The organism is Pseudomonas sp. FW507-12TSA, from assembly GCF_058781435.1.
Genome location: NZ_JBYSWT010000036.1, coordinates 20,672 through 41,230, shown reverse-complemented (window position 1 = coordinate 41,230; position 20,559 = coordinate 20,672). Strand labels below are relative to the sequence as shown.

The 20,559-nt window shown below is 65.6% G+C and carries 11 protein-coding genes; 5 read left to right on the top strand and 6 right to left on the bottom strand.

The features are described 5' to 3' along the window. Positions 1 to 436 precede the first annotated feature (436 nt). Both AC3WK8_RS27145 and AC3WK8_RS27140 read right to left on the bottom strand, forming a co-directional pair. Positions 437 to 652, bottom strand: a complete 216-nt coding sequence (locus AC3WK8_RS27145) for a hypothetical protein (protein WP_085653195.1) — start codon at positions 650 to 652, stop codon at positions 437 to 439. 488 nt (positions 653 to 1,140) lie between these two features. Then, positions 1,141 to 11,670, bottom strand: coding sequence for an autotransporter-associated beta strand repeat-containing protein (locus AC3WK8_RS27140; RefSeq protein ID WP_404942584.1), 10,530 nt, complete (start codon positions 11,668 to 11,670; stop codon positions 1,141 to 1,143). A 474-nt stretch (positions 11,671 to 12,144) separates the two neighbouring features. Here AC3WK8_RS27140 and AC3WK8_RS27135 point away from each other — a divergent pair, with 474 nt between their 5' ends. Next, a complete protein-coding gene (locus tag AC3WK8_RS27135) occupies positions 12,145 to 13,101 on the top strand; it encodes a nucleoside-specific channel-forming protein Tsx (RefSeq protein WP_103323790.1) in 957 nt (318 codons plus the stop codon). Between the two features lie 107 nt (positions 13,102 to 13,208). Continuing rightward, complete coding sequence (locus tag AC3WK8_RS27130) at positions 13,209 to 14,228, top strand: purine-nucleoside phosphorylase (RefSeq protein ID WP_404942585.1); 1,020 nt, start codon at positions 13,209 to 13,211, stop codon at positions 14,226 to 14,228. A 99-nt stretch (positions 14,229 to 14,327) separates the two neighbouring features. Here AC3WK8_RS27130 and AC3WK8_RS27125 read toward each other — a convergent pair whose 3' ends face one another. The 3 genes from AC3WK8_RS27125 to AC3WK8_RS27115 form a co-directional block, all read right to left on the bottom strand. After that, positions 14,328 to 15,284, bottom strand: a complete 957-nt coding sequence (locus tag AC3WK8_RS27125) for a quinone oxidoreductase family protein (protein WP_103323788.1) — start codon at positions 15,282 to 15,284, stop codon at positions 14,328 to 14,330. A gap of 39 nt (positions 15,285 to 15,323) precedes the next feature. Next, positions 15,324 to 15,497: a DUF1427 family protein gene (locus tag AC3WK8_RS27120; protein WP_103323787.1), complete on the bottom strand. Its 174-nt coding sequence runs from the start codon at positions 15,495 to 15,497 to the stop codon at positions 15,324 to 15,326. A 227-nt stretch (positions 15,498 to 15,724) separates the two neighbouring features. After that, complete coding sequence (locus tag AC3WK8_RS27115) at positions 15,725 to 16,501, bottom strand: AraC family transcriptional regulator (protein ID WP_053138064.1); 777 nt, start codon at positions 16,499 to 16,501, stop codon at positions 15,725 to 15,727. A gap of 218 nt (positions 16,502 to 16,719) precedes the next feature. On the opposite strand from AC3WK8_RS27115, the gene AC3WK8_RS27110 reads away from it, so the two are divergent. Continuing rightward, entirely contained in the window at positions 16,720 to 16,947 is a 228-nt protein-coding gene (locus AC3WK8_RS27110; protein WP_085596394.1) for a DUF6555 family protein, read from the top strand. Between the two features lie 47 nt (positions 16,948 to 16,994). Here the strand turns inward: AC3WK8_RS27110 and glcC are convergent, their stop codons facing one another. After that, complete coding sequence (gene glcC / locus AC3WK8_RS27105; RefSeq protein WP_053138062.1) at positions 16,995 to 17,762, bottom strand: transcriptional regulator GlcC; 768 nt, start codon at positions 17,760 to 17,762, stop codon at positions 16,995 to 16,997. Between the two features lie 232 nt (positions 17,763 to 17,994). On the opposite strand from glcC, the gene glcD reads away from it, so the two are divergent. Continuing rightward, positions 17,995 to 19,494, top strand: a complete 1,500-nt coding sequence (gene glcD / locus AC3WK8_RS27100) for a glycolate oxidase subunit GlcD (protein WP_103323786.1) — start codon at positions 17,995 to 17,997, stop codon at positions 19,492 to 19,494. Next, positions 19,494 to 20,558: a glycolate oxidase subunit GlcE gene (gene glcE, locus AC3WK8_RS27095; protein ID WP_103323785.1), complete on the top strand. Its 1,065-nt coding sequence runs from the start codon at positions 19,494 to 19,496 to the stop codon at positions 20,556 to 20,558. The genes glcD and glcE overlap by 1 nt, the downstream gene beginning before the upstream one ends. Position 20,559: the final 1 nt, after the last annotated feature.

The following is a 20,559-nucleotide window of genomic DNA, read 5'->3' as shown; positions in this document are numbered from 1 at the left end:
TGCAGACTTGCATTTTTGACAGGCTACACCCGCCACAGAGCCATCCACGACAACTAAAATTCTTATATGTTGTCACTCGAAGTTCCCGAAAAACCCCTGGCCCGAGCACTTGATCGTTACAGGAAGACTTCGTGCACTTTAAAAATATGCGCTTTAAAAACATGCACTTTAAAAACAGCACCGAAAAGAGGGGGCATGGTGACGCCGGTATCGAGGTACCGACGATAACGGCCATCCGACGAGGCTGCCAGCCATGAAAATCCGCGTTCACAAGCAGGCGCGGAGCCTGGGGCCGTGCGGGCCGAAGCCTGGCTGGCCGGACTTTGTCCAAAGCAGGATCAGGCACGCCAACCCATATTCTGCGGGCGAGCATATTGCCGCTCTGCCAATAAGCGAATGAGTATTCGGGCCCTGTCTCTGGAACCGCTTGCAGCGATCAAATACTCAAATCCGACAATCGCTTGTCACGTCGCATCTGTGCCACCCACTTCATATCCTGGGCAGACTGTACCGAGAGTTGTCCTTCATCGAAGAGTCCATCGATATAACCATGGGCATAGGCCGCAGCCGCGCGGACCCGCATTGCATCAGGGGCATTAATTATCAGTTGCAGGACGGTCATGATCCTGACCTGACGCTGTTCATCACCCATGACTTCTATCCTGGCCACGCCCATGGCAAACCGGGGCTTATCATTAAACCCAACTACATTGCTTCGCAAATATCATATTCAAACTTAACCAGACCTGAATGAGTCCATCCCGGGCACACTCATCCTCCAGATATACTTACGCGCAGCTGTTACAATTTTATTTCAATACCAGGCAAGGTGATCGGAGCCCCCGACAACTTGCAACAGGTCAAGTCCAGCACACCAACGCTCAACTTTGGCGCTAGTTAATACCAATCAAGAACCAGTGCATTTTTAATATCGAGAAGAGCCTTCGGCCAACTAGCACGGCATATCAGCTTCGGCGCCGACAATGATTTCGGTCATGCCCGGCGAGCATGGCGACGCCCCGCAGCGTGCAAGAGCGCCGGCCCCCACCAATGGCGTCCCAGCGACAGTCGGCAACCCTGAATGGCCGCCAGGAAACGACAAAGCCGCCTCGCAAGGCGGCTGCCGAACACCCAAGACAGTCAGAAGTCGAGGGTGAAGTTGAGGGTCATGGCATGGTCCTTGGTTTTGTCGGACACCTGCCCCGAGTAACCGATGCCCAGCTTGCCGGCCGGGGTGATCTGGTAGTCCAGGCCAGCCTCCAGCAGCGCACTGTCCTTGGCGATCGGCACGCCCTGGGTGGTGAAGGAGGTGCCACCGTCGATGAAGGTCAGGTCGGCATCCGGCTTGGTGTCGCCATAGGCATGGCGCCAGCCCAGGCCCACCCGTGGCGTGAGCTGGTGCCCATTGCCCAAGGTGAGGCGCTTGCCGGCCCGTATGCCGACGGTGGAGAAGGTCACGTCCTGGCTGGCCTTGGCCTTGAGCGCCGCCGCACCGCCCTTCTCCTTGCCGGTGTTGCTGTCGTAGTTGACATAGGACAGCCCGACGAATGGCTCCAGGGCTACGCCTGCAGCGTCCATCGCATACCCCACCTCACCGAAGACCTGGGCGCTGCGGGCGTTGTAGTGCGCCTTGAGCCGATCGCTGTAGGTGCCGACATTGACGTCGCGCTTGGTCTCGATCCGATGCCAGCTGTAAGCCGCTCCCAGGCGTACGGCCACGGCATCGAACTGGGAGTTGAGGTAGGCACCCAGGTGCGTGCTGTCGACCTTGGCATCGGATTGCAGCCGGTGGGCCGACAGGTCGCTGCGGGTATAACCGGCAGCGACCCCGGCCCGCCAGGTATCGTCCAGCTGGCGGTCGCTGCCGAGCATGAAGCCCGAGAGGTTGCGGTCCAGCTTGGCGGTATTGCTGTTGCCGGCCATGTCACCCCAGGTGCCGAGTACCCGCATCCAGCCGACCATCTCGCCCTGGCAACCACTGCTGCTCAGGCGGTTCTCGCGGCTGGCCAGGACCTGCCGCGGGTCGTCCTGGGAGCTGGAGCAGCCAGGCTGGCGCATCCGGTCATTGAGGGCGTCGCGCACATACCGCGAGTCCTCCAGCAAGGCGCTGACGGTGCTGGCATGGATCTCCCCGGACAGGCTGTTGAACGCATCCACCGCCCCGGCGCGGTCCAGGCCGAGGATCTGGTCGTTCAACTGGTCGGCCGGATCGTCGTCATCCCCCGAGTAAGCCCCCAGGGCCGCGGCCACCGCACGCTGGTTAGAGGTCTGGGCGACGTCGACGAAGCTGGTCTGGTTGCGATTGACATTCAGGTTCACCTGGTTGGCGTCGTACACCAGCGAGGTGTCGAAGAACACCAGTTGCGGCAAGTTGCTGCCGCTGAAGGTACCGGTGATACCGCCACCGGCGTTGATCAGTGCATAGCTGGTGTTGGCGCCACCATAGTTCAAGCCAGTGACCTGCAGGTTGCCCGCCAGGTTGGCAGTGCCGCCGACCTGCAACGCCGGGCTGCTGGCCGAAGTCGGCGTCAACTGCAGGGTGCCGGTGCTGCCATTGCTGAAGTTGCCGGCGACCGCCAGCTTGCCGATTGGCCCGCCGGAACTCACCAGGCCATTGTTGACCAGCCCCCCGACGCTGCCGTTGCCAGCCAGGGTCGCACCATTGCTGACCACCACTTGCCCAGCCAGGGAAGCCGGGTCGTCGCCAATCTGCACGGTGCCCTGCTCCACCGCCAGGGTGCCGCTGAAGGGCTGGTTGCCATTGAGTTGCAACAGCCCCGCGCCTTGCTTGACCACGGTACCGGTACCACTGAGCAGGCCGTTGAACACGCCGTTGCTGTTCTGTGCGAACAACATCCGGGCGTTGACCAGCATCCGTCCCTGCAAGCTGGTGGTGTTGCCCGCCAGGGTGCCACCACTGACCGTGGTACCGCCGGTGTAGGTATTGGCGCCGGTGAGCAGCAACACCCCGGCATCGGTTTTCTCGATACCGCCGCTGCCCACCAGTGGTGCGTCGATCTGGGTCACCACCCCGCCGTTGATCCGCACCTTGGCCAGGCTGCCATCGCTGCCATTGGTGGGGCTCAGGCTGCCGTTGCTGCCAGCGACGAAATTGTAGCCGCTGTCGAGTACCTGCATGCCGGTGAAGCTCTGGTTGCCGGCCACGGTCACGGTGCCGCCCTGCCCGCCGAAGATCACGAACTGGTTGCCCGCGCCTTCGGTCTGGGTACCGGTGGGGTCGGTCCAGTTGGTCGAACCACCCCAGGTTCCGCTACCACCAGTGATGCTGCCGTTGGCCGTGGTCTGGCCGCCGTTCCAGAACTGCACCTGGCCTGGCGCACCCTGTACCAGCAGGTTGACCTGGTTGGCCAGGGCGGTCTGCAGGCTCAGGGAGCCCGGCAGCACGCTACCAGGCAGGGTGCCGTAGTCCAGGCCGTTATTGGTCAAGCTGCCGCCGTAGCGGAACAGCTGGTAGACGCCTACGCCGAAGTTTCCGGCATCGGTGATGTTCAAGGTGCCGTCCAGGGTCAGGTCGCCAGCCACGTTGACCACCGTGGTGGAACTGGTGGCCTGGCCCAGGCTGAAGTCCAGGTTGGTGCCGGAAGACAGCACCAGCCCGCCCACGGACAATGGCGTGGCACTGCCGCCGGCCTTGAGGCTGGCGCCATCGCCCAACTGTAGGGTGCCGTTGAGCTGGCCGCTGCCACCGATGCTGGCGCCATTGGCCACCTGCACATTGCCGCTGGCCAGGCTGCCGTCCACCAGCAACGAGCCGCCCTGCACCTGGGTGGTACCGGTAAAGCTGTTGTTGCCGGTCAGCAACAGCGTGCCGCTGCCTTGCTTGACCAGGGTGCCGTTGCCGCTGAGGTTGCCGGCATAGGTGCCATTGGCGTTCTGCTGGAACATCAGCGCGGCGTTGTTGAGGATCGAGCCCTGCAAGCTGCTGGCGTCGCCGCGGGTGGTGCCCGCGTTGAGCGTGGTGCCGCCGCTGTAGGTGTTGGCGCCGCTGAGCAGCAAATCGCCGCTGCCATTCTTCACCAGCGAGCCATTGCCACTGATCACGCCGCTGAGGGTCAGGGCCTGCTGGTTGGCCAGGTTCAACTGCGCGCCAAGGGTAATGGCGTTGGCCAGTTGCAGGGCCACCGGACTGTCGAGCTGGGCATTGCCGCCCACCGTCAGGGCTCCGGTGCCCAAGGCGCTGTTGTTGCCCAGGATCAATTGCCCGGCCTTGAGCAAGGTACCGCCCTGGTAGGTATTGACGCCGTTCAAGGTCAGGCTGGCGCTGCCGCTCTTCACCAATCCGCCGCTGCCACCGACCACGCCGCCCAGGGTCAGGGCATTGGAACCGCCGATGTTCAATGCGCCAGCCAGGTTCAGCCCATTGCCCAGGGACACTGCGGTATTGCTGTCCAGGGTGGTGCCATTGGCGGTGCTCAGGCCGCCTGTACCCAGGGCGTTGTCGGCCCCCACCACCAGGGTGCCGCCCTGTAGCGAGGTGCCGCCGCTGTAGCTGTTGTTGCCATTGAGCACCAGGGTGCCGCTGTCGAGCTTGGCCAGGGTACCGCCGCCAGTGAGCGTCACGCCGAGGGTAGCTGTGGCATTCGGATCGACCCGGATCGCGGTATTGCCGGTGCCGCCATTGACCAGGTTCAGCGCCCCGCCCACACCGCCGGCCAGGTTGTAGCCGTCGGTGACGAACTGCATGCCGGTGAGGTTCTGCGTGCCGTTCACGGTCACGTTGCCAGCGCTGCCCTGGAACACCGCGAAGCTGCCGGCCCAGGCCTGGTTCAGGCTGCCGTCGGCCAAGGTCCAGTTGCTGGTGCCACTGCCCCAGGTACCGGAGCCGCCGTCGATCACGCCGTTGCCCGTGGTTTGCGAGCCATCCCAGAACAGCACCGTGGTGTTGGGGGCGCTCACCAGCAAGTTGACCTGGTTGCCCACGGCGGTTTGCAATTGCAGGTCGCCCGGCACCACGCTGCCGGGCAGGGTGCCGAAGTTGAGGCCGTTGTCGGTGAGCGCCCCGGTGTAGTTGATCAGGCGATAGACGCCGGTGCCGAAGCCGCCGATATCGCTCACGTTCAAGGTGCCGTCCAGGGTCAGGTTGCCGCCGACATTGACCAGGGCATTGCCGCCTCCGCTGACTGGCGTGCCCAGGCCCACGTCCAGGTTGGAGTTGGCCCCCAGTACCAGCGAGCCCACCGACAGGCTGTTGCCGGAACTCAGCGCCAGGTGCCCGCCATCGGCCACGCTTAGGGCGCCGCCCAGGCTGCCGCTACCGGTCAGGGTCGCGCCGCTGTTGACCGTGACCGTATTGCTGGCCAGGGAGCCGCTGAGGTTCAGCGTGCCGGCGTTGACCTGGGTATTGCCGCTCAGGCTGCTGCTGCCGCCGAGATTGAGCGTGCCGCTACCGGTCTTGACCAGTTGTCCGGCACCGTTCAGGCCGCCGGCGAAGGTACTGCCCAGGTTGTCAGCGCCCAGGGTCAGGGTGTTGCCGCTGCCGATGGTCACCGCACCGCTGCCGCTGAGGCCGCCAAGGCTGGCGGAAGCGCCCAGGTCAAGGTTGGTTCCAGCCCCGAGGTTGACCCTGGCGTTGTTGCCCAGGGCCCCGCTGCCCTGGGTGATCAGGCTGCCGGACGACACGTCGAACAGGCCGCTGAAGCTGTTGTTGCCACTCAGGGTCAGGTTGGCCGCGCCGTTCTTGGTCAAGGTCCCGCTGCCGGCGATCACGCCACCCAGGGTCAGGTCGTTGGCCCCGGCCAGGGCCAGCCCGGCATTGACGTTCAAATCGTTGTTCAGCACCAGCGGCGCACTGTTGGCCAGGGTCGCGTTGCCGCCCACGGTCAGCGCGCCGCTGCCCAGGGCCGCGGCCTGGGCCAGGGTCAGGGTGCCGGCGTTGAGCAAGGTACCGCCCTGGTAGTTGTTGACGCCGCCCAGGACCAGGTTGCCCGGGCCATTCTTGATCAGCTGGCCGGCACCGCCGATGACTCCACCCAAGGTCAGGTCGTTACTGCCAGCCAGCGTCAGGTTGGCATTGAGGGTCAGGGCATTGGCCAGGCTCAGGGCACTGCTGGCGTCCAGGGTCGCGGCACCGCCCACGGTCAGGCCACCGGTGCCCAGGGCGCCGTTGTTGCCCAGGGTCAGGGTCCCGGCGTTGAGCAAGGTGCCGCCAGTGAAGCCATTGTTGGCGTTCAGGATCAGGTTGGCCGCACCGTTCTTGGTCAGGCTGCCTGCTCCATTGATCATCCCGCCAAGGGTCAGGTCGGCGGTACCGCCGATGCCCAGGTTGCCGGCCAGGTTGAGCACATTGGTGAGGCTGACCGCCGTGCTGGCGTCCAGGCTGGTACCCGCTGCTGCGTCCAGTGCACCACCGCCCAGGGCGGTGTTGCTGGCCAGGATCAGGCCACCGGCGTTGAGCGCGGTAGGCCCCAGGTAGGTGTTGTTGCCGGCCAGGGTCAAGCTGGCGCTGCCGTTCTTGACCAGGCTCCCGTTGCCGCTGATCACTCCACCCAGGGTCAGGGCATTGGAGCCGGCGATATTCAGTGCACCAGCCAGGGTCACGGCATTGCCCAGGGTCACCGCGGTGTTGCTATCCAGGGTGGTGCCATTGGCGGTGCTCAAGGCACCTGTACCCAGGGCGCTGTTGTTGCCCACCACCAGGGTCCCGCCCTGCAGCGAAGTGCCGCCGCTGTAGCTGTTGGCACCATTGAGTACCAGGGTGCCGCTGTCGAGCTTGGCCAGGGTCCCGCTGCCGTTGATCGCCACGCCGAGGGTGGCAGTCATGCCGGGATCGACGCGAATCGCCGTGTTGCCGCCGCTGCCATTGACCGCCGTCAACGAACCACCGGGGGCCCCCACCAGTTGATAACCGCTGGTGGTGAACTGCATGCCAGTGAAACTCTGCGCCCCGGCTACGGTGACCGTACCCGCAGCGCCCTGGAAGACCGCGAAGCCGTTGCCCCAAGTCTGGTTGAGGCTGCCGTTGACCGAGGTCCAATTGTTGCCGAGCGAGTCCCAGGTGCCGCTGCCGCCATCGACCACGCCGTTGGCCGTGGTCTGGCTGCCATCCCAGAAACGCACGTTGCTGCCGCTTCCCGACACCAGCAGGTTGACCTGGTTGCCGACGCTGGTCTGCACCACCAGGTCGCCAAGGTTGAAGCCCAATGGCACGCTGGCCACGTTCAGGCCCAGGTCCACCAGGCTGCCGGTGTAGTTGATCAGGCGATACACGCCCACGCCGAAACCACCGGCATCGCTGACGTTGAGCTGGCCGCCCAGGGTCAAGTTGCCGCCGACGTTGAGCAGCGAAGTGGTGGACGGCGCGCCAAGGTTGGCGTCCAGGTTGGCACCGCTGTTGAGCACCAGCGAACCCACCGACAAGGTACTGCCCGAGCTCAACGCCAGGTGGCCGCCGGAAGCGACATCCAGGGCGCCTTGCAATGAGCCGGCGCCAGCCAGGGTGCCGCCGCTGGCGACGTTGACCGTGCCGCTGGCCAGGGAGCCATCGACCTTCAGGGTGCCGCCGCTGACCAGGCTGTTGCCGGTCAGGCCATTGATGCCGCCCAGGGTCAGGGTGCCGCTGCCGACCTTGGTCAACTGCCCGCTGCCACCAAGATCACCGTTGAACACCGAACTGGCGTTGCCGCCGCCGACACTCAGCGCCACCCCGGGGCTGAGTTGCACCGAACCGCTGCCGGTCAACCCGCCAAGGCTGGCACTGGCGCCCAGGTTGAGGCTGGCGCCCGCGCTGAGGTTGGCCCCGGAACTGTTGCCCAGGGCGCCGCTGGAAAGCGTGGTCACACTGCCGGCCAGCACGTTCAAGGGTCCGCTGAAGGTGTTGTTGCCACTCAGGGACAGGTCCGCCAGGCCGTCCTTGATCAGCCCGGAACTGCCGCCAATCACCCCAGCCAGGATCAGGTTGTTGTTGCCGGCCAGGGTCAGGTCGGCATTGAGGGTCAGGTTGTTGCCCAGGGCCATTGGCGTGCTGTTGTCCAGGGTCGCGGCGCCGCCAACAGTCAGGGCGCCGGTGCCCAGGGCCCCGCTGTTGCCCAGGGTCAGGGTCCCGGCATTGAGCGCGGTGCCACCCTGGTAGGTGTTGATGCCGTTGAGCGTCAGGTTGGTGGTGCCGTTCTTGATCAACTGCCCCGTACCGCCGATGACCCCGCCCAGGGTCAGGTCGTTGCTGCCGGGCAGGGTCAGGTTGGCATTGAGGGCCAGGTTGTTGTTCAGGCTGATACCTGGTGCGCTGTCCAGGCTCGCCGCGCCACCTACGGTCAGCACCCCATTGCCCAGGGCACCATTGTTGCCCAGGGTCAGGGTCCCGGCGTTGAGCGTGGTGCCGCCCAGGTAGGTATTGACGCCGCTCAGGGTCAAGTTGGCGTTGCCGTTCTTGATCAAGCTGCCGATCCCGCCGACCACTCCGGCCAGGGTCAGGTCGGCACCGCCACCGATAGTGACCCCGCCGCCAAGGTTCACCTGGTTGCCCAGGCTCACTGCGGTGTTGCTGTCCAGGGTGGTGCCGGCGGCCGCATTCAACGCACCACCGCCCAGGGCATTGGCGTTACCGATGATCAACCGGCCGGCGTTGAGGGTGGTGTTGCCCAGGTAGGCGTTGGCGCCGTTGAGGATCAGGTCGGCGCTGCCATTCTTGATCAGGCCGCCGATCCCGCCGATCGCGCCACCCAAGGTCAGGGCATTGCTGCCGGCGATCGTCAGGTTGCCGCCCAGGTTCAGCCCATTGCCGATGCTGACCGCGGTGCTGGCGTCCAGGCTGGTGCCGTTGGCGGCATTCAGCGTGCCATTGCCCAGGGCGCCGTTGGCCCCCAGGATCAGCGTGCCGCCGTTGAGGGCGGTATTGCCCTGGTAGGTATTGGTACCGCTGAGGGTCAGGCTGGAAGTGCCGCCCTTGATCAGCCCGGCGCTGCCGCCGATGGTGCCGCCCAGGGTCAGGGCATTGCTACCACCCACCGTGAGGTTGGCGTTGAGGTTGATGGCATTGCCCACGTTCAGGGCACTGCCGGCATTCAGCGAACTGGCGCCGCCCACGGTCAGCGCACCGCTGCCCAGGGCCGTGGCGCTCCCCAGGGTCAGGCTGCCGGCATTGAGCAAGGTGCCGCCCTGGTAGCTGTTGTTGCCATTGAGGGTGAGGTTGGCGCCACCGTTCTTGACCAGGCCATAGGCACCGCTGATATCGCCATCCAGGATCAGCGGGTTGAGCCCGTCCAGGGTCAGGTCAGCGTTGAGCACTATGGCATTGAGCAGGTCCAGGCTGGTGCTGCCGGCGAGGTTCGCCGCGCTGCCCACGGTCAAGGTGCCGCTGCCCAGGGCGCCGCTGTTGCCCAGGGTCAGGGTGCCGCCGTTGAGCAAGGTTCCGCCCTGGTAGGTGTTGCTGCCATTGAGGGTCAGGTTGGCCGTGCCGTTCTTGGTCAGGCCCCCGGTGCCGGTGACCAGCCCGCCGAGGGTCAGCGCGTTGCTGCCGGCCAGGTTGAGGTTGCCGGACAGGTTCAGGGTATTGCCCAGGGACACCGCGGTGCTGCTGTCCAGGGTAGTGCCGGCGGCGGTATTGAGCACGCCCAGGCCCAGGGCCAGGTTGCTGCCCAGGATCAGCGAACCGCTGTTGAGGTTGGTATTGCCCAGGTAGCCGTTGTTGCCGGACAGGGTCAGGCTGGCCCCGCCGTTCTTGACCAGCCCGCCGGCACCGTTGATCTGTCCGGACAGGCCCAGGTTCTGGTTGCCGCCAATGGTCAGGGCCCCTGCCAGGTTGACGTTGTTGCCCAGGCTCAAGGCGGTGTTGGCATCCAGCGTCGTACCGGCCGCCGCGTTGAGGGTGCCGGTGCTCAGGGCGCCGGCATTGCCGACGATCAAGCGCCCGGCATTCAGGGCGGTGTTGCCCAGGTAGGCATTGGCCGAATTGAGGACCAGGTCGGCGCTGCCGTTCTTGACCAGGCCACCGGCACCGCTGACCAGGCCGCCCAGGGTCAGGGCATTGCTGCCACCCACCGTCAGGTTGCCGGCCAGGGCCAGGGCGTTGCCCAGGTTGATGGCGGTGTTGGCATCCAGGGTGGTGCCGCCGGCCGTACTGAGCAAGCCACTGCCCAAGGCATTGTTGTTGCCCAGGATCAGGCTGCCGGCATTGAGATTGGTGGTGCCGCTGAAGCCGGTGTTGTTGCCGCTCAGGGTCAGGCTGCCGGTACCGCCCTTGCTCAGCGCGGCACTGCCGCTGAGCACGCCGGACAAGGTCAGCGCGCCGACGCCACTGGTACTCAGGGCGTTGTTGAGCACCAAATTGTTGCCCAGGTTGACGGTACCCGGAGCGCTCAAGGTGGCCGCGCCGCCCAGGGTCACGGTGGAAATGCTGAAAGCCTGGTTGTTGCCCACCTGCACCGTACCGCCATTGAGGGTGGTGCTGCCGGTGTAGGTATTGGCGCCATTGAGGGTCAGTTGCCCGGCGCCGGACTTGACCAGCCCGCCGCCACCGGAAATCACCCCGCCCAGGGTGGTGTCGTTGCTGCCTTGCAGGGTCAGGCCGCCAGCACCCAGGGCGATCAGGTTGTTCAGGGTCAGGCCAGCGCTGCTGGCTTGCAGCACACCACCATTGGAGGTCAGCAGGCCGCTGCCGAAAGTCGCGCTGTTGTTGTACAGGGCCACCCCGCCATTGAGCGTGGTGTTGCCGCTGACCACCGGCCCCTGCAAGGTCCAGGTGCCGCTGTTGAGGGTCAGGTTGTTGAAGTTGACGTAGTTGGCGCTGGAAACCGTACCGCTGCCGGTGGTGCCGCCACCCACGCCCAGGGTGTTCTGCAGCAGCAGGCTGTTGGAACCACCAGCGCCGCCGTCGATCTGCCCGGTAGCAGCAAATGTCAGGTCTACCCCCAGCAGGCCGCCCAGGGCGATGCCGATCCCGCCGCCGCTGCTGACCGAGGAACCGGTCACTGCGGTGAAGCTGTTGGTACTGCCGGCCCCCAGGGACACGCCTCCGGTGATCTGCCCGGTGTTGGTGAAGTTGTTGCCAGCCGCCGAGGATTGGAACGCCACCCGGCCCACCAGGGTGCCGTTGTTGGTCATGTCGACCTGCGAGCCGCCCCGCACCGCCACCACCGGCGCATCGGCGGAGAGCAGGGTCAGGCCCAGCAATGCCGAGGAACCGATGCTGCCGTTGTTGACGATGGTAGTAACGCCGCCCGCGCCATTGTTGATGTTCAGCGCCATGCCGTTGAGCGTGCCCAGGTTCAGGCCGAGGATGCCGGAGGTGCCGTTGAGGGTACCGCTGGCTGCGTTGTTGATGTTGACGGTCGCGGCGCTGCCATTGCCGATGACCGCACCATTGCTGAGCAGGGTCACCAGCCCGAGCAGGGCCGGGTCGATAGTGCCACTGTTGTTCAGGGTGACGTTATGGCCGGTGAGGCTCATCGCCGTGCCGCCGAGCAGCGAGTTGAAGGTCGCGCCACTGTTGACGTTGACCGTCAGGTCGTCGGCCGAGGTGGCGAAAGCGTTGGTGAGGACCGCCGTGGCATTGCCGCTGCAAGTGACGATGCTGCCGGCGCTGGGGTTGGCCGGCGAACAAGCGGCCATGGCGGCCGGGCTGGCCAGCCCCCAGAGCAGGCCGGCCAGGCCCAAACGGATCGCCAGGGGCAAAGGCGAAAGACTGACCAGCACATCCTTGGCGCGAGCGTTCACATGCAGCTCCTTCCTTGAGAGCAGGCTTTTTCATTACGTAGGAACGCGTACTACCCGGAAGCTTCAGATCCCTCTACTACACGCAGCAACCCGCAAAAACCTGACCGATGGTTAAGTTTCCCTGGCAGTAACCTAGACGACGCCGCAAAGCTTGCCCAACCCAGGCGCACCATCAAATAGCATTAATACCTTGGTAAGGTGCATCGATTAATCTCGGTAAAAATCAGGGAAAAAGCGTTTATTTTCAGCGATCCTTGGTGTTTTAAAATTTTTACAACACTGCACAGGCCGCTGCGTCGCACCCTTAGGGTGCCCCCATTCACCCCTTCCTTCCCAAACAGGCCGGTCACGTCGATCCTGTAGCAAAAAGACCAGTTGGTACGACACATGCAAACGTTTGCGCACCAGGGAATCCAGGCCATTCGCCGATGATTACCCAAACCTGATCTCACCCCGCACGAACAAGGATTTTCAATGCTCGTTACCTCCAGGCGTGCCGCGCCTTCGTACCCACGCAGCGTTTCCCTGCTACTGGGCATCGTTACCGGACTACTCAGCCCTGCCCTGATGGCCCAACCCGCCACCCCGGACGAATCGGCCCAGGGCGAAGGCCTGAGCAAGGACGTACAACCGGCCAAGCCCGGCGCCTACCTTTCCGACTGGTACAACCAGGACCTGATGCTGATCGGCAGCAAGGACATCAGCTTCGGCCCACGCCCGGCGGACGACGTCTACCTGGAATACGAATACTTCGGACGCAAGGGGCCGTTCGAGCTGTATGGCTACATCGACCTGCCGAAGATCCTCGATATCGGCAACAGCCACGACAAGGGCATCTGGGACCACGGTTCGCCGCTGTTCATGGAACACGAACCGCGCATCTCCATCGACTACCTGGCCGGCCGCAGCCTGGCCATCGGCCCGATCAAGGAGTGGTACGTGGCCTTCGACTGGATCTACGACCACGGCAGCCGCACCGCCAACCGTGCCAACACCCTGTACAGCGGCCTGGGCACCGACATCGACACCCATTCGCGGGTCAACCTGTCCGCCAACTTCTACGGTCGCTACCAGTGGGAAAACTATGGCGCCAGCAATGAATACTCCTGGGACGGCTACCGCGCCCAGCTCAAGTACATCGTGCCCATCGACAAATTCAGCAACGGCGCCTCGCTGACCTACATCGGCTTCACCAACTTCGATTTCGGCTCCGAACTGCACAAGGACAACCCGGCCCGCACGGCCAATGCCACCGTGGCCACCAATGTGCTGCTGTACTCCTTCACCCACCTGCGCTTCACCCTGGTGGGCCGGTACTTCCACAACGGCGGCAACTGGGAAGACGGCAGCGTGCTGAATTTCGGCGATGGCGAATTCCGCGCCCGCTCCAACGGCTGGGGGTATTACGCCGGGGTCGGCTACCAGTTTTAGCGACAGCGGCAAGTTTCGAGCGACAAGCAGCAAGACAACCACGGTGTAACCTGGATCGAGCAGGATCAGCACCGATCAACGGCAATCATGGAGGTGTTATGCGTGGCATGCAGAAAGTTTCGTGGATAGTGGGCCTGAGTGCGGTGCTGGCCGGCGGGGCCTGGGCCAATGAGGCGCCGATCAAGCCCAAGGTGGTGCTGATCAGCATGTTCGCTCCGGAGGCACAGAACTGGATCGAGCGCCTGGAGCTCAAGCACAAGGTGCGCGTCCCGGGGTTGGCCGGAGAATACCCGGACATCAGTTGCACCAACGACCGGCAGGTGTGCCTGCTGACCACCGGCATGGGCCAGACCAACGCCGCGGCCTCGACCCTGGCCCTGGCGCTGTCGCCGCAGTTCGACCTGCGCAAGAGCTACTTCCTCATCGCCGGTATCGCCGGCATCAGCCCGCACCAGGGCACCATCGGCACTGCGGCCTGGGCCCATTACCTGGTGGAGTTCGGCACCCAGTGGGAGCTCGACTCCCGTGATGCGCCCAAGGAATGGCCCACCGGTTACCTGGGCATCAACACCAAGGGGCCCAATGAAAAACCGCCCCTGGACTACAAGACCGAAGTGTTCGAACTCAACCCGAAACTCCAGGCCAAGGCCTTCGCCCTGAGCCAGAAGGTGACCTTGAGCGAAAGCAAGGAATCAGCAGCCTGGCGCCTGAAGTATCCCCAGGCTCCGGCCAACCAACCGCCGGTGGTCACCCGCTGCGACACCCTGGCCGGCAACACCTGGTTCTCCGGCACGCGCCTGAGCGAGCGAGCCGAGGTCTGGACCCGCTTGCTCACCGACAACAAAGGCGTTTACTGCACCACCCAGCAGGAAGACAACTCCACCTACGAGGCGCTGCTGCGGGCCAGCCGCGAAGGCCGAGTGGACGTCCAGCGCCTGGCGGTACTGCGCGCCGGCTCGGACTTCGACCGCCCGGCACCCGGTGCCAGCGAAGTGGACAACCTGCTCAAGTACGCCGACCAGGGCGGTTTCGTGCCGGCCCTGGAAAACCTCTACCGGGCCGGCAACCCACTGGTGCAAGACATCCTCAAGAACTGGTCGGCCTGGGAGCACGGCGTCCCGCAATGACCCCGTGATCGGCCCTATCCAAACCTGTAGCCGCTGCTGAGCCTGCGAAGCTGCGCCAAGGCCCGCAGGGCCTTCAATGCCCCCCCGGCCCTGCCCGCCTCAAGGAATCAGGATCACCTTGTCGCCACCGCCCTGGTTGACCTCGGCATAGCGCTCCAGCCCCTGCTCCAGCGGCGACTCCAGCAAACCCTCGGGCAGTGGCAGCAAGCCTTCGTCGAAATAGCGGCCGAACTGCTCCAGCATCGCCGCGCATTCCTCGACGCCATACAGCAGCGAATTGATCCCCACCACCGAGCACCCCTTGCGGTACAGGGCCAGGGCCGGCAGCTGCACATGGCCATCCACCGGCGCGGCGATGATGGCGATCCGACCGAACGTGGCCAGGGCCGGCACCGCCGCCGGCAGCCAGAAGCCGGTAGTGTCGAAGATCACCTCGGCGCCGCCGGCATGATGCTCGCCCACCTGGGTGGCGAGGTTTTCCGGCTGCGCCAGTTGCAGCGCCGGATAGCCCTGGGCCTGCAACGCCTGCACCTGCTCCGGCCGGCGCGCCGCCGCCAGCACCTGGGCGCCACGAACCTTGGCCAGGGCCAGGGCCGCAGTGGCCACGGCGCCGCCGCCGATCACCAGCAGCCGGGTACCGGCGATCACGCCGCTACGTTCCAGGGCATCCCAGGCGGTGGTATAGGGCACGCCGAGGCTCGCGGCCTGGGCAAAGCTCAGGTGCCGGGGCTTGAGCGCCACGCCGCTGGCCGACAACACCACGTACTGGGCGTGGCTGCCGTCGGCGAAAAAGCCCAGGTCCCTGCCGGTGCCCCAGACTTCCTGGCCGATCAAGTCGTCCGGCCCCTGCTCCACCACCCCGGCAAAATCCCGTCCGGGAATCCGTGGCAGCGTGGTGTAGGGAAAACGCCCGAGGACATTCTTCACATCGCTGGGATTCAGGCCCGCCGCCTTGATCCGTACCAATACCTGGCCGGGCCCGGGGACCGGAGTCGGAACCTCCACCAGTTGCAGGGAAGCGAGGTCGCCGGTGGCGGAAAATTGCAGTGCTTTCATCAAAGACTCCATGGGTCGAAAAACAGTCGATATCAGCGATCAGGACAGCCACTGGCTGAACAGTTGGCGCCCCAGGGGCCACAGCTGTTCGCCACCGAGCATGCCCAGCAGCCCCACCAGGGCGATGGTTGGCGGTGCCGGGGAACGCACCTGCAGGGCACCGTAGAGCAGCCCGACCAGCAGGCCGGCCGCCAGGGACATCAGGTAATTCATGGCTCACTCCCAAAAGGCCGTGGTGCATGGGCTCGGCTGCAACTACAGCGTCGCTTCGTGTAGCCGCTGCCGCAGGCTGCGCATGGCCCGCAGGGCCACGGTCCTGCGGCCCCGAACGCAGCCTCACAGGCTCGGCAGCGGCTACAGGCATGGAGTGGATTCTAGAGGCAAGGAGACAGTGGCATCGGCCAAGTACTTCAGGCTATCGGCCAAAGCATCGGCGCTGGTCAGGCCGAGGGCTGGCCGGCGACATACTGCGAGGGGGCGACGCCCAGCTCGCGGCGGAACATGTCGCTGAAACTGCTGGGGGAATAACCCAGCTCGCGGGCGATCCGGCTCACCGGCACGCCCTGGATCAGCTCCGCCGCCGCGGTGGCCAGTTGCACCTGGCGCCGCCATTCGGCGAAGCCCAGGCCCAGGCGTTCCTTGAACAAGCGCGCCAGGGTACGCACGCTGGCCCCGACGGCCTCGGCATGCTGCTCGAAGGAAATCTCCAGGGACGGCGCTGCCATCACCGCCTGGCACAGGCTGCACAGGCGCCGGTCGGCGGCATCGGGCAAGACGATCTTCAACTCCGAGCGCCGCGCCCGTTGCAGCTCCAACAGGGCCAGGCCCACCAGGGCCTCGTAGTAGTCCGGCTGGGGCGGTTCGAGCTCCACCAGGCGCACGATCAACTCCCGCAGCAGGGTATCCACTTGCAGCACCTGGACCCTGGTATCCAGGGTCGCTGCCAGGGAGGGACGCAGGTAGATATTGCGCATCTGCAGGTCGCTGACCACGCGGATGCCATGGACCACGCCAGGCGGCAGCCACACCGCCCGCTGCGGCGGCACCACCAGGGCCTCGTGGGGAGTCTCGACCCACATCACCCCGCTCATGGCATACAGCAGCTGGCCCCAGTCGTGCTCATGGGGCTCGACGAACAACCCGCGCGGGTAGGTACGGGCCAGCGGCTGCACGGGAATCGCGGTGTCGGTGAGGTCGGGAGGAGCGGCTAGGGCCATGGCAAGGTCGCGGCGGGACGGCGGGCGACCATGGTAACCAGCCGTCGAGGCAGCCACCAGCCAGCACTAGCCAAATCGATGCCGTAGTGCTCGAGATCCATTCGTTTGGAGGGCCTGCCGGGATTTTTCGACAGCTCGCCGGCCCGCTGGGGCAATTCGAGTGAATTTTTCCGCCGCAGGGGGATCATTGCTGCATCACAGGGAGGATTGAACGCTTTATGAACAACGCAAAACTCTTCGTCATCGAATACACCCTGCACGGTGCCCCCAAGTCCTTCATCATCCGCCAGGACAAGATGGACAACGCCGAGGCCTGGCATTGGGCCAGCTGCGACGCGGGGGTGGGCCGCATCGGCCGCTTCGGGCGCGAACAAGTGAAGAAGACCAGCCGACCCACGGCGGAGAAGTTCGGTATCCACAACGTCACCTGGCGCCCTTCGGTCTAGCCGGTAAACCGGATGGCGCCACCCGGCGCCATCCCCAGCGCCGAGGCTCAATCCCAGCCTTGCAGGCGCAGCGTGGCCCGCACCAAGCGCTGCTCCTCCTCTTCGATCTCCTGCAGGTTTTGCGCGATGCCCTGGATATGCGCCTGTGCGGCCTTGCGCGCCTGTTCCGGCAAGCGACCGGTGACCGCGTGGTACAAGCGCGCATGCTGGCGGTCGATCTGGCGCTTGTGCAGTGGCCGGTGATAGAGGTTGTTGACCGAGGCGAACACCGAATTGAGCAACAGGCCGTTGAGCGAGCCCAGGGTCTGCACCAGCACCGGGTTGTGCGAAGCCTCGCAGATGGCCAGGTGGAAGGCATGGTCCAGGCGCGCCAGGTCGGCGGGCTCCAGGTCCTGGTCATGGGCGTCGAGCAGGGCCTGGTAGCTACGGCCGATGAGCACGAAGTCGGCCTCGGTGCCACGCAGGGCCGCCAGCCGCGCCGACTCGCCCTCCAGCAGGCCGCGGACCTCCAGCAAGTCGTAGAGAGTACGTGGCTGGGAGCTGAACAGGTGCAGCAGTGGCGAGTCCGCCGCCGGCGCCGACAGTTGCGCCACCTGCGAGCCACGGCCCTGCACCGTGTCGATGATGCCCCGGGCCCGCAACAGCTTCAGGCCCTCGCGCAGGGCCGTGCGCGAGACCCCGAGCTTGGCGGTCAGGCGCCGCTCCGAGGGCAACAGCTGGCCGGTCTTGAATACCCCGTCGACGATCAGGCGCTCGATCCGTGCGCAGACCCTATCGGCCACCTGCAAGCGCGGCTGTCCCGGTTTGTCCTGCATCTCGCCTCCCACTGGTATGACCAGTTCCTTGTCGATTCGCGCCCACTTCCTGGCTTGGCTGCAACTTGCTGAAATCAATCAGGTTTAATGGAGCCCGGGGCAAGTACCGGAAAACAAAGTGGTTCGACCACTGCCGGCGCACATGGACACTAAGGCGCCCCGGGCCAATGATGCCAGGCATGCGTGATGCAGTCGCGACCTGATAACAACGACACAAGGTCATTCGCCAGCCATGACGATTCTCTACGATGAACGCCTCGACGGCGCCCTGCCCGAGGTCGACCGCCAAGCCTTGATCCACGCGCTGCGCAGCCAGCTGCCGGACCTGGAACTGCTGGACCGCCAGGAGCAACTCAAGCCCTACGAATGCGACGGCCTGAGTGCCTACCGCAGCACCCCGCTGCTGGTGGCCCTGCCCCGGCGCCTGGAGCAAGTGCAGCAGATCCTCAAGATCTGCCACCAGCAACGGGTACCAGTGGTGGCCCGGGGCGCGGGTACCGGCCTGTCCGGCGGCGCCCTGCCCCTGGAAAAGGGCCTGCTGCTGGTGATGGCGCGATTCAAGGACATCCTCGAGATCGACCCCGCCGCGCGCTGCGCGCGCCTGCAACCCGGGGTGCGCAACCTGGCGATCTCCCAGGCCGCGGCGCCCTACGAGCTGTACTACGCCCCCGACCCGTCGTCGCAGATCGCCTGCTCCATCGGTGGCAATGTCGCGGAGAACGCCGGTGGCGTGCACTGCCTGAAATACGGCCTGACCGTGCACAACCTGCTCCAGGTGCGGATGCTCACCGTCGAGGGCCAACCCCTGACCCTGGGCAGCGAGGCCCTGGACTCGCCGGGCTTCGACCTGCTGGCGCTGTTCACCGGTTCCGAGGGGCTGCTGGGGGTGATCACCGAAGTCACGGTCAAGCTGCTGCCCAAGCCGCAGATCGCCAAGGTGCTGCTGGCGGCCTTCGACTCGGTGGAGAACGCCGGCCACGCGGTGGCGGCGATCATCGCCGCGGGCATCATCCCCGGCGGCCTGGAGATGATGGACAACCTGGCGATCCGCGCCGCCGAAGACTTCATCCACGCCGGCTACCCAGTGGATGCCCAGGCCATGCTGCTGTGCGAGCTGGATGGGGTCGAGGCCGATGTCCACGACGACTGCGAGCGGGTGCGCCAACTGCTGCAACAGGCCGGCGCCAGCGAAGTGCGCCTGGCCCGGGACGAGGCCGAGCGCGCACGGTTCTGGGCCGGGCGCAAGAATGCCTTCCCGGCGGTGGGCCGCTTGTCGCCGGACTACTACTGCATGGACGGCACCATTCCCCGGCGCCAACTGCCCGCCGTGCTGCACGGCATCGCCCGGCTGGCCGCCGAGCACCAGCTGCGGGTGGCCAACGTGTTCCATGCCGGCGACGGCAACATGCACCCGTTGATCCTGTTCGATGCCAACCAGAGTGGGGAACTTGAGCGAGCGGAAACCCTGGGTGGCAAGATCCTCGAGCTGTGCGTGGCGGTGGGCGGCACCATCACCGGCGAGCACGGCGTGGGCCGGGAGAAGATCAAACAGATGTGCGTGCAGTTCAGCGGCGACGAGCTGAGCCTGTTCCACGGCATCAAGCGCGCCTTCGACCCCCTGGGCCTGCTCAACCCCGGCAAGAACATCCCGACCCTGCACCGCTGCGCCGAGGCCGGGGCCATGCACATCCACCATGGGCAGTTGCCCTTCCCCGAACTGGAGCGATTCTGATGGCCGCCCCCACCGATTGCGACGCCAGCCAAACCCTGCTGGAGCAGGTGCGCGACGCCCTGGACAACGCCACCCCGCTACGCATCCAGGGCTCCAACAGCAAGGCGTTCCTGGGGCGCGACAGCGCCGGCGAAATCCTCGATACCCGGGTCCATCGCGGCATCGTCAGCTACGACCCCACCGAACTGGTGATCAGCGCCCGGGCCGGAACACCGCTTGGCGAACTGCAGGCGGTACTGGATGCCGCCGGGCAGATGCTGCCCTGCGAGCCGCCGGCGTTCGGTACCGGCGCCACCCTGGGCGGCATGCTCGCCAGTGGCCTGTCCGGGCCACGCCGCCCCTGGGCCGGAGCGGTGCGCGACTTCGTCCTGGGCACCCGGATCATCAGTGGCCTGGGCCAGCACCTGCGCTTTGGTGGCGAGGTGATGAAGAATGTCGCCGGCTACGACCTGTCGCGGCTGATGGCCGGCAGCTATGGCTGCCTGGCTCTGGTGACCGAAGTCTCGCTGAAGGTGCTGCCCAAGCCGCGCCACTGCCTGAGCCTGAGCCTGGAACTGCCTGCCGGGCAAGCCCTGGCCAGGCTCGCGCAATGGGGCCAGCAGCCATTGCCCATCAGCGCCGCCTGCCACGATGGCAGCCGCCTGCACCTGCGCCTGGAAGGCGGCGAAGGCTCGGTGGCCGCGGCCCGCGATCGGCTCGGCGGCGAGCCCCTGGACAGCCACTACTGGAACCGGCTCAACGAGCAGCAACTGCCGTTTTTCGACCCCGGCCTGCCGCTGTGGCGCCTGTCGCTGCCACACAACACCCCGGAGCTTGCGTTGCCCGGCACCCAATTGCTGGACTGGGGCGGCGCCCAGCGCTGGCTCAAGTCCGACGCTCCGGCCGAGCGCATCCGCGCCATGGCCAGCGCCGCCGGCGGTCATGCCAGTTGCTACAGCCATGGCCTGCTGGACAGCCCCTTCCAACCCCTGGAACCGACCCTGCTGCACTATCACCAACGCCTGAAAGCGCAGCTCGATCCCCAGGGCATCTTCAACCCCGGCCGACTCTACCCGGAGCTCTGAT